General features: G+C 45.0%; 6 protein-coding genes. 5 read left to right on the plus strand and 1 reads right to left on the minus strand.

Annotated elements, in window-relative coordinates; translation table 11 throughout:
* Positions 1-89: 89 nt before the first annotated feature.
* The gene (locus RID09_RS08075) at positions 90-242 is read left to right on the plus strand and encodes a hypothetical protein (RefSeq protein ID WP_446335431.1); all 153 of its coding nucleotides are present in this window, start codon (positions 90-92) and stop codon (positions 240-242) included.
* Here RID09_RS08075 and RID09_RS08080 read toward each other — a convergent pair.
* On the minus strand, positions 239-5,473 hold the full coding sequence (locus tag RID09_RS08080) for a S8 family serine peptidase (protein WP_446335432.1): 5,235 nt from the start codon (positions 5,471-5,473) through the stop codon (positions 239-241). The genes RID09_RS08075 and RID09_RS08080 overlap by 4 nt on opposite strands.
* A gap of 675 nt (positions 5,474-6,148) precedes the next feature.
* Between RID09_RS08080 and RID09_RS08085 the strand changes: the two genes are divergently transcribed.
* From RID09_RS08085 to RID09_RS08100, 4 genes are all read left to right on the plus strand, one after another.
* Positions 6,149-7,078: a hypothetical protein gene (locus tag RID09_RS08085; RefSeq protein ID WP_446335433.1), complete on the plus strand. Its 930-nt coding sequence runs from the start codon at positions 6,149-6,151 to the stop codon at positions 7,076-7,078.
* A gap of 21 nt (positions 7,079-7,099) precedes the next feature.
* Complete coding sequence (locus tag RID09_RS08090) at positions 7,100-8,020, plus strand: DUF1822 family protein (RefSeq protein ID WP_446335434.1); 921 nt, start codon at positions 7,100-7,102, stop codon at positions 8,018-8,020.
* Between the two features lie 24 nt (positions 8,021-8,044).
* The gene (locus RID09_RS08095) at positions 8,045-10,285 is read left to right on the plus strand and encodes a substrate-binding domain-containing protein (RefSeq protein WP_446335435.1); all 2,241 of its coding nucleotides are present in this window, start codon (positions 8,045-8,047) and stop codon (positions 10,283-10,285) included.
* A 220-nt stretch (positions 10,286-10,505) separates the two neighbouring features.
* On the plus strand, positions 10,506-11,519 hold a 1,014-nt coding region (locus RID09_RS08100; RefSeq protein ID WP_446335436.1), incomplete at its 3' end, for an RNA-guided endonuclease InsQ/TnpB family protein.

The raw sequence follows: 11,519 nt of genomic DNA on the forward strand, positions 1-11,519 counted from the left end.
ATCAGCCTTGTCATCATCCGATTGGACAATTGGGTTAAAGGATGTATTCAGTCTCAACTTAATCCTACAGTAGGTTTAACGGAAGGGAAATGATACAAAAGCGATCGCGCTTGAGTGGGACGGTTCAAGAACGCGATCGCTTAATTAAAATTAACGGATTTTATCTCAACCTGTGGAAACCCGCGCAGGCGGGTGCAAGTTTGTGTAGTTTCAACCGCCCAATTAATATGATGTCCGGCTAGGCGAGGATAAAATCACTCCTGTCGAGGGCATTTGCTTGAATCCCACTTAAGATAGCTAGGTCTGTATTGAAGACACTAATGCGAGTATCATTACCATCTTGAATCAGGTCAAGCTGTTGGAACGTGATACCCAAACCACGAATGCCAATCCGGTCAATCTCTACCTCAAAGTCGGTAATCGTGTGAGCCGCACTGGGAACAAAGCCATTAACAATCCAGAACTGATCATCACCTTTGCCACCCGTCATGGTGCTACCACCCTCACCACCGAACAAGAGATCATCGCCATCACCGCCTGAGAGTTGATCATTGAAGCCAGCAATCAGGATATCATCACCTTTGCCGCCATCAAGACTATTATTCCCTGAACCAAAAGAGGCATTAAGAATATCATCGCCATCGCCACCAGACAATTGATCATTGAAGCCAGCTAAAAGATTGTCGTCGCCATCGCCACCATCAAGGCTGTTATTTCCTGTACCAACGGAAGCGTTAAGGATATCATCGCCATCACCGCCCAAAAGTTGGTCATTAGAACCAGCCAGGAGGTTGTCGTCGCCATCGCCACCATTGAGCAGATTATTACCGCCACCATTTAAGGCATTGAGAATATCATCGCCTTGACCCCCATCAAGCACATTATGACTGCCACCACTGGAAACATCAAGGATATCATCACCCTTGCCGCCTAATAGGTGGTCATTCGAGCCAGCTAACAGAACATCGTTACCTTTGCCCCCATCCAGCAGGTTATTTCCGCCACCGCGGGAAGCATCGAGAGTATCATTGCCTTTACCACCCAACAGATGATCATTAGAGCCAGCCAAGAGGTTGTCGTCACCTTTACCTCCATCAAGCAGGTTATTTCCGCCACCGCGGGAAGCATCGAGGGTATCATGACCTTGGCCGCCAAACAACTGATCGTTGAAGTTAGCCAACAGTTCATCCTTGCCTTTACCACCATCAAGCAGGTTGTTTCCTGCACCATTGGATACATCTAGGCGATCGTTGCCAGCTTCACCAAAGAGTTGGTCGTAGCTATTGCCAATCAGCGTATCATTACCTTGACCGCCGTAGAACTGATTACCACCAGCGCTTCCTGAGCCATCAACCTGATCATTACCAGCAAGTGCAAAGACGATGACTGGACTGTCCGTAATGTTAAAAACATCATCGCCAGAAGTGCCAAATATAGTTTTTGGAGGAATCTTTTGGTTCCCAAAGTCGATATTGGTGACTGTCTGACCCGGACGGAGTTCTACCTTATGAGTACCCGGTACAGTGCCGCCGCCACCTACAGATAACCAATCGAAGGCTTGGTTAGCCAGCATTTGGTTATCCCCAACACCAATTACGCTATTGAAGAAATCATCATCGGCAACGGCGATGACAGCACCAGTGCCAAAGGTGTTGACGCTGATATGAGGAGTTTGTCCAACATCATTGACAATAGTACTGGCTGAACCCGACACAGACAACGAATTCAAAGGACCGCTGACGTTGACTTGGTTTACCTGATCCGTTACGGGATGGGGGAAAATGTTGGTTGTTAGTCCTGCCGTACCATTGATGCCGGTGTAGTTAATGTCGAATAAGCTGGCTAGGACTTCGCCGCTGTTTACCTGGTCACCATGGAGAAGTAAACTATTGCCTGCTTGTACCCAGTTTTTAACGGCTGTCTGCTCCGCAACTGTCCAAGTCGTGGAACCCCCTTCATCAACCCAAAGGATATCGTAGTTTGCTAGCACGGTATTAATGGGATCAAAGTTCTCATCCACCGCAGCGCCTCGGGCGGTCAAGTCGCCGATGATTGTGGAAAAGGAACTAGATGACCTTTGACCATGGGAGCGATCATATAATATGTCAACTCCAGACAGATCAGCTAACTGAACATTCAAGGGTTGTGTGCGCCAGTTGCCAGGTTTTTGCAAGGGTTGGGAACCGAGCTGATCGGGGGAAACCGTTCCTGCTATCCAAGGCGCACTCAGTTGATACTCTATGACTGGAACATCATTTACACTATTTACATCATTTCCTAAAACGGGTTGAGCGACCTTAAAAGTACCACTGCTTAAGGGAAGATTTTCTGGCTTGAGTACTTTACCAACGCCACTGGTTCGGTTTTCTAGAGTAACTGTATCAAAGTACTTATCGCTGGAAAAACCACGAAACGCAATGCCTCCTGAAGTGAACAGGTTACTCGTTCCAGTTACACTGTTTAGCAACGTCGTGCCATCACTGTCAAATAACTCTGTCGTGATGTTACCTCCTACTCCCCAATCAACATCAAGTTTGTACCATTTGTCGGAGATATAGTTCTGAGAAACAGCAGCAATATCCCTGAAACCAAAACTATTATTTTCCTGGATGATAAGTTGATTGGTATTGGGGGCCAATACGGCAGAAAGACTACCCGCAGCAGACGCGCCAAACCCGAAATAAGCGCGACCATTAGCAGCATTTGCTAAATTGACCCATACAGAAAGAGAATCACCCTGTTGCACGGAGACTTCAGAATCGTTCCGATACAGCCAGCCACCGGCGCTACCATCCAAAAGTCCATAAGTACCATCGTGAGCAGCTAGGGTGCTGGCAATAGTACCGGTGAGAGAGGTTTGTGTATATTCACTGAGGTTACCGTCCTCAAATCCATCGAGAAGACCTGCACCAACCCCAGGAAAAGTCTGCTCCCAACCAGGTTTGATCACCTCGGCAACGGTGTAAGTACCTGGATTCAGGTTCGTGAAGGTATAGTCGCCGTTGGTATCGGTTTTCGTAGATGTCTCACCGGAATCGAGCTGACCATTTTGATTATCGTCTAAGTAAATTGTCCAACCCGCCAAACCTGGCTCATTGGCATCTTGTTTTCCATCCCCATTGAGGTCATTCCACTTACTACCGCTAATTTCTCCTGGCTGAGGTACTCCGACAAACACATTATCGATCGCCCAGTTATCGAAGCCATTACCACTATGATTAACTTGACGCCAGCGGAAACTGGTGCTACTGGTTTGGGCTGCGGTAGGAACTGTTTCGATGAGGGTTGTCCAACTGGTGAAATCTTCGGTGTCATAGAGTCCAAGCTGAGTCCAACTGCTACCACCATTGATGGAATATTCCAGTACTACATCTTCCCCAGCATCCGCATTCTCACCACCATTGGAGCCATTGCCAAAAATCAAGTCAAAGAAGACTGTACCGCCGCTGGAGACATCCACAAAGTTAGTGGTGGCAAAGCGAGAGTTCCCGCCGGGAGAACCATTGTTAAACCACAAGGAATTCCCATCACTACCGACAAAGTTGCTGTTGGCTGTGCCGTTGGTGATCGTTGACCATTGGCTATTATCAATGTCTGGGTCAAAGTCATCAACAACGCTGTTGAGGATCGGTGCTCCGACAGTTACATTATCGATTGCCCAGTTATCGAAACTATTGCCACTGTGAGCGATTTGCCGCCAACGGAAGTTGGTGCTACTCGTCTGAGCAGCAGTAGGAATCGTCTCCGTTAGGGTTGTCCAAGTGGTGAAGGCTTCTGTGTCGTAAAGACCAAACTGGTTCCAAGTGGTGCCACCGTTTGTGGAGTATTCCAGCACCACGTCTTCCCCTGGATCGGCATTTTCGCCACCATTGGAGCTATTGCCAAAGATCAGGTCAAAGGTAATCGTGCCGCCATTAGCAACATCTACCAGGTTGGTGATGGCAAAACGAGAGCTACCGCCAGGAGAGCCTCCGTTAAACCATAGGGAGTTCCCATCACTGCCAACAAAGTTGCTATTGGCTGTACCGTTAGTGATATTAGACCATTGGCTATTGTCAATGTCTGGGTCAAAGTCATCAAAAATTACGGGAAGAACTGGAACAGGGGTGCTGCCAGTGAGGGCACTGTAGGCATTGAGCCGCCCACCTGAAACGGTTATTCCTTGTAATGCTGGAATTGGGTCAACGGTTGCCAGGATGCGATCCTTGACCTGTTGGGCTGTTAATGTGGGGTCTTGAGACCAAATCAAACTGGCAACGCCTGATACGTGGGGGGTTGCCATGGATGTTCCACTCTTGAAACCGTATCCGCCTCCAGGAATCGTGCTATAGACAGAAGAACCTGGTGCGCCCAAGTCTACGGATGTGGCTCCGTAACTGGAAAAACTTGACCGTTGATCGTCATCGTCAGTGGCAGCGACAGAAATGATGTTATCCAGGTTGTAGCTGGAAGGATAGTGGGGATTGATATCATTGTCACTGTTACTATTTCCTGCTGCAGCAATAAATAACTGTCCAGCAGCACCAGCCGCCGCGATCGCATCCAACAACCCCTGAGAAAAGCCTCCGCCCCCCCAACTATTGTTGGTCAAGTCAGCGCCCATCATCGTGGCATATTCGACGGCTTGAATCGCATTGAAGGTACTGCCGGTATTCGAGGCGTTTAGGAATTTTAGCGCCATGATATCAGCCGACCAACTGACACCCGTCACACCAATACCATTGTTTCCTTCCGCAGCGATGGTTCCGGCTACGTGAGTTCCGTGACTGTTGTCGTCAAAGGGGTCGTTATCATTATTAACAAAGTCCCACCCGTGGATATCATCAATGTAGCCATTACCATCATCATCAATTCCATTTCCGGCAATTTCTCCCGGATTTATCCACATATTGTCGTTGAGATCGGGATGGTTATAGTCCACCCCTGAATCAATTACCCCAACGACTATATTGTTTCCGGTTTCAATATCCCAGGCTTCGGGAGCATCAATGTCCGCGTCAGAAGTACCACCCGTCTGTCCAGTATTATTTAACCCCCAAAGTTGATTGAATTGGGGGTCATTGGGAACAGTGGTAGTGGTGGAAACGATATAGTTGGGTTCGATATATTCAACGGCGGGATCGCCCCCATAAAGCGCCATGGCTTCAACGACGCTCATCCCTTGGATTTGCCAACGCTCAATTCCCAAGGTTTGAGTGGACTCTATTACTTGGACTCCCAGGCTAGTTTTGAGAACGTTAATTTGATTCGTGGGAATCGATGATTTAACTTTAACAATCACCTCATCGGAGGCGTAGTCTGTTCCTTCTACACCCATAGTGCTGGAGAGTTCTTGCACTAAGGCTTGGAATTCAGGTGACTCCATCTGTCGCTTAGGCAAAACTGCTACATCATCAGTACTCACTACTTCTACTGAATCATTGAGTTCAATTTGGCTGTTGTCGGATTGCTCGAACAAATCATTAGTGGACATAGTTCTCACTCCTTAAACAAAATTCTTTAGAAAATCCGATCTAGTGGCTATTTCACTCCACTAGATTCGCTGCAACTCGTGAACCTTCACTGACTACTCTGGATTGGGCAGCGAATTTTACGCGAATGAGCGATTTTTTTAACAAAACTTTACAAAACCTGAACAGTCAGACACAGGATTCACTCCTTCACGCTCAATGTAAGTCAAAACTGATGCAACGAAACACTGTATCTGGGAGGTTTCCGCTTTTGGGCGTAAGTCCTCAAAAATTAACCTGAATTTAACCTTACTTATGTAGCCGTAAGGTTAGAACATCGATGTCTAGTTGAGGAGTATAGAAGTTTCTTCGCCGTAAATCCAAATAGTTAACAAAACTTATGAGTAGAAAAATAAACCACTGTTCCAGCCGGCATTGAAACCCTAGTCAGTTGCCTAAATCCAATTGTAAATGTAAAGATTTTTAACAAAGACTGACCTATTGCGTAAAATCTTCCCCCTCAGCCAGAGTGATCAGGTGAACGGTTGATGAGGCACTAGATAATTCAGTTGGCTCAGGACAATGAAGAGAGTCCAATTAGATAGATAATTATGAGGGATAAAAATGTATGAGATCGTAAGATTAAAACGGATAAAAGAACGGATGAACAAAAAGCATTTAGAAAAGGAGATTAATAGATGTCTAATACATCTCAAAAAAATGAATTACTTAATTTACTTCTTGACGCGCAACAAACTGTCCCAGGAAGCATAGAGCGAAGGCAAAGTGTAACCAAACTGGTTGATCGAATCCTGCGATCGCGCCCAATATGCCGTCCGCTAAAAGACCAACCCTTATCAAATGCTTGCCAAGACATTTATCAAGCCGCACACCAGCAACTTTTGGGTACTCTGTACTCGGATATTGACCGCTACAATCCTGAAAATGAATCCCTAAGACAATGGGCAAATATAAGGATGCGGGAAGCCTTTCAAGAAATACTCACTGACAATCGTCTGAAACAGCTAGCTCTAGAAGCCAAACAATATTCAGCCCAGACACAGCAACGCCAATATCTCTTAACTGAACTGGTTAATGCGATTCAACTATCTCGGAGACTTATCCGTCCTCATCGAGGTGAACTAAAGAGTGATTTTTATAACATAATTTATGATGATGCCGTTAATCGAACCTTGCTTTATGTTTTCCAAAAAATTGACTTATATGACCCGGAACGAGGGAATGGGGTATTTATGAATTGGGTTAACTTTAGACTGGATAGAACATTAAGAGATATTCGAGCATCTTACCAGATTACCCAAGACAAGCCGATTGCTATCGAAGAAATAGATAATCTGGGAACAACTGAGGCGGCTCCCACGACATTTGAAATCATCATGCATTATATAGAACGTGATCCCGATGAAATTTTTAAACGGGAATTGATTCAAAAACATCCCAACGCCAGCTTCCAAGCTATATTTTTAGCGAAGCGCATTCAGGGGAAAAGCTGGAAAGAAATTTCACAAGACTTGGGAATTCCTGTGACAACCTTAAGTAGTTTCTATTGGCGCTGTATTCAACGGTTTGCCCCAAAAATTAGACAGTACGTCCAAGACTGCGCGTAAACCTAAAAAGGAAAAAAAGCCATGATTACTATTAATAATAAAGTTAAGCTAGGTTGGCAAGTCCATCAAAAAGCCAAACAGTTTCGTCAACACCAATCCACCCCGTTCAATTTTGTCAACGCGCAGCAGGTTTATCTGAATACCTTAGCCGTGTATGCGGTGAATGACTACCTCAAGCGCCAAGGAATAGAGACAGACTTGACGGAAAGTGATAGCTGGGACCCATTAATGCAGTCTTTAGTCAATATTGCCGATTTAAAGGTGAAACGGCAAGGTCAATGGGTAAAATTAGAATGCCGTCCTGTATTCTCGGATATAAACTTTGTTTACATTCCAGCAGAAGTTTGGGAAGATAGGATTGGCTATGTTGCAGTAGGGATAAATGAATCCCTCACAGAAGCAACATTACTCGGCTTTACTCCAACCGTGACAACGGAGGAGTTATCCCTTAGCCAGTTCCAATCTCTGAATGATTTGCTCAAGTGTCTTACACCTAAAAGTGAATCATTACCTCTAGTTAACTTAAGTCGATGGTTTGATAATATCGTGGCAGAGGGTTGGCAAACTGTTGAAGCTTTACTAGGTACACCAGACGTTAGTCTAGCATTCAGAAGTGTCAATCCGGCGACGGTTAAGCGGGGGAAGGCAATTCAACTGAAAGACCACACTCTAGCACTTATACTCGACCTGAATCAAGACAATGAACAAAACATTCGCATCCGTGTCAAGGTTCGTTCCTTAGCGAGTAACACCTCTTTACCCGAAGGGATCACCCTGAGGGTACTGGATGAAACAGGAGAACCTTTTCTAGAAACTCAAGCTGGAAAGGCGGATAGTTCCATTCAAACGAAACCCTTTCAGTTTATTGAACAACCTGAAGAAAAATTTACCGTTAAAGTGGTGTTAGGAGAGGAAAGTATAACGGAGAATTTTTTAATTTAAACTGAGGAAAGCAGGAACATAACTATGGGTAAAGTCGTTCAACTTAATCTAGAACATGGGGATTTTAGCCAAGGGTTTCAGATTACCCTGGAAATTAGCGACGAGAGTTTTCCGCACCGTCAAATCCGAACGGGTGGTAGTTTACCCGCTAACTTACAGGTTTGGGCAAACTATGATAATTGGCAGAAAACTTATCGCCGCTTAGAAACAGCCTTCAGACGCCCGGTTATTTTAGATGATGAAACTGAATTACTTCCCCCTGTTTCTGCTGACGAATGTCAAGTTTTATTTGAAACCCTAAAAGGCAGTATTAATCATTGGCTTAGCGCTGAAGAGTTTCGCCGTGTCAAAGAGCAATTACTTAGAGAGTTAGACGAAGAAGAAGAAATTCGCGTCATTGTCCGCACCAGTGAACATAACTTGCGGAAATTACCCTGGGATGCGTGGGAGTTTTTGGACGAGTTTCCCAATGCGGCTGTGGCTATTAGTCCGACAGAACATGATGTAGGAACTCAGGTTAAACCGAAAAATAAAGTCAGAATTTTAGCAATTTTAGGCAATAGCCAGGGAATTAATATTGCCAGAGACAGAGGTTTACTCGAAAATTTACCCCAGGCGGATGTCCGCTTTCTGGTTGAACCGCAACGTCAAGAATTTGAACCTCTGTGGAGTGAAGAATGGGATATTCTTTTCTTTGCGGGACATAGTTACTCTCAAGGAGATGGCGATTGCGGTTATATTTATATTAATCAAACCGAAAAGCTAGCGATTAGCGAGTTGAAAAATACCCTAAAAAGAGCGATAAAGAAAGGGTTACAACTGGCGATTTTTAATTCCTGTGATGGTTTAGGATTAGCGAATGAGTTGCAGCGGCTGAATATCCCGCAAATGATTGTCATGCGGGAACCTGTACCGGATAAGTTTGCTCAAGAATTTTTGAAATATTTTCTGGAATCGTTTTCCAGTGGCAAATCGTTATATAGTTCAGTCCGAGAAGCACGGGAAAAACTCCATGACTTATCGGATATTGAGAGAAGGTTTCCGGGTGCAAGTTTGTTACCTGTAATTTGCCAAAATCCCACAGTTTTACCCGTAAAATGGGACGATTTTTTGGCAAAGGCAAAGCCTGAGGCGGAATCAGGGGAGTCGATTGAACCTCCAGTTTTATCTGAAGATAAAGAGATATTATCCAAACAGATTTCTCTGAAAAAGTCAGCGAGTGAAGATAAATCCCTTAAGGTTTCACCCCCAGCAAAAAAGCCAATCGGTAAACTCATAGCTATTGGACTTTTGGGGGGGGCGATTTGTCTTTCAGCCATCAGTGGTTGGTTATGGTGGAAACGCCCTATTTGTTCATTGAGCGATAGTCGGATACCCTTAAGGATTAATATGCCCCAAGGACAACTCTTTAACTATGGGGGAAGTACAACTTGGGTTCCTATTGCTGAACCCTTTCATGAACAGATCAAGACAGCCTTGCCCGATTTTCACCTCAATCCACCTAAGTATAGTGGTTCAGTTGAGGGAATTCAACAGGTATTGGGAGGCTATTTTGCGTTCAGTTTATCCTCTATCCATCTGCAAAAAAAAGATTTAGCGGAGGCGAGACAGCAAGGCTATGAACTGATTCAGAAGTCGGTAGCGATTGACGCGATCGCAGTCGGGGTAAATCCTCAACTCAATGTTCCTAGCTTAACCCTAACTCAGCTTAAAGATATTTATACCGGAAAAATTCGTAACTGGCAACAAGTGGGTGGTTCGGATTTGCCAATTACTCCCTACTCCCGCCAATCTGATCAAGGTGGAACAGTGCGATTTTTTACCGATGCGGTTTTAGGAGGACAACCGTTTAATACCCAAATTGTCCAATTTGTTGGTTCGACAACCACGGGAATCGGTAAAGTTAGTAATGATCCAGGCGGTATTTACTACGCCTCAGCACCGGAACTTGTTTCTCAATGTGGAATTCGTCCTTTACCTTTGGGACTTCCGGGAAAGACTCCAATTGCTCCCTATCAGGGTGACTTAGTTCCCCCGGAGTCTTGTCCTCAGCAGCGCAATGAGATGAATTTCGCCGCATTCAAAAGTGGAGAATACCCCTTAACTCGAAACTTATTTGTGATTATCAAAGATTTTCCCGGCGAGAATAATGCTCAAGAACAAGCGGGGAGAGCGTATACTCATTTGATATTAACGGGTAAGGGTCAAGGGATGGTAAAAGAACCTGGATATGTTCCTGTTGCTCAGGCTTGTCTGTCGCCCTAGGGGAGCTAGGTGAGCGTCAGGAACAATTGCGGGTTTGTCGATGGGGTTCAATACCCCGCAGACAAACAAACTCCGAATGTATTGACGGAGTACATCGCTCCCTTGTTCTTTCGGTAATACGGAAGAATTCATCGAGGTGTTGCTTTTCAATGTCAGAGATTCGTAGAGAGATGTTCTTCATCTGTTGCATATAGGATTGATTTGGCGATACAATTACCCCATGAGAACTGCCTACCAGTACCGATTAAGATTGACGAAACAGCAACAAGCCACGGTTGATAAGTGGATCGAACTTTGCCGTAGTCAATACAACTATCGGCTGGCAGAGCGGTTTAATTGGTGGGAACAAAATCGTTGTGATGTTAATGCCTGTCCCCTGGTTTGCCATCTACCAGAACTAAAAGACCGACCCGATTTCTACTCACAGAAACGGGATTTGGTTAATACCAAAAAGTTGTTTCCTCAATATAAAGAAATTCCCTCTCACAGTCTACAAGATGTAATTGCGCGAGTGGAGAAGTCATTTGAGCGATGGCTCAAGGGAGACGGTAATGGCAAAAGAAGTGGCAAGCCTAGATTCAAGGGAGTTGGGCGTTATCGTTCAATCACCTTTCCTGATCCAGTTAAGTCACAACACATCAAAGGTCGGTTTATTCAACTTCCGAAGATTGGCGAGTTGAAGATGATTTTGCATCGTCCCTTGCCGGATGGGTTCAAAGTCAAAACATCTACCATCGTCAAGAAAGTTGATGGGTATTACATCACACTGTCACTACAAGATGATTCCGTTGCTGATGTAACTCCCGAAACTCCAACCTGGGAAAATACTATTGGGATTGATATGGGGCTGAAGTCTTTCTTGGTGACGGATTCCGGGGAAGAGGTGGAGATTCCGCAGCCTTACCGGAAAGCGGAAAAGCGTCTGAAAAAGTTGCAACGTTCCCTATCTCGCAAAAAGAAAGGTTCTAATCGTCGAAAGCAGGGGATTAAACGAGTTGCCAAGGCACATTTAAAAGTTGCCAATCAGCGCAAAGATTTTCACTATAAAACGGTTAAAAAGCTTCTATCTCAAGGAAAGAATGTTGCTCATGAAAAGTTAAATATCAGAGGTATTGCCAGAACAAGATTAGCAAAATCAACTCATGATGCTGGATGGGGTCAATTCCTGCAAATTCTTTCAATCAAGGCTGAAAGAGCCGGATTGTTAGCAATCGCAGTGAATCCAAACGGCACG

The sequence above is a fragment of the Coleofasciculus sp. G1-WW12-02 genome (genome assembly GCF_040219735.1).
Lineage (GTDB): Bacteria > Cyanobacteriota > Cyanobacteriia > Cyanobacteriales > Coleofasciculaceae > Coleofasciculus.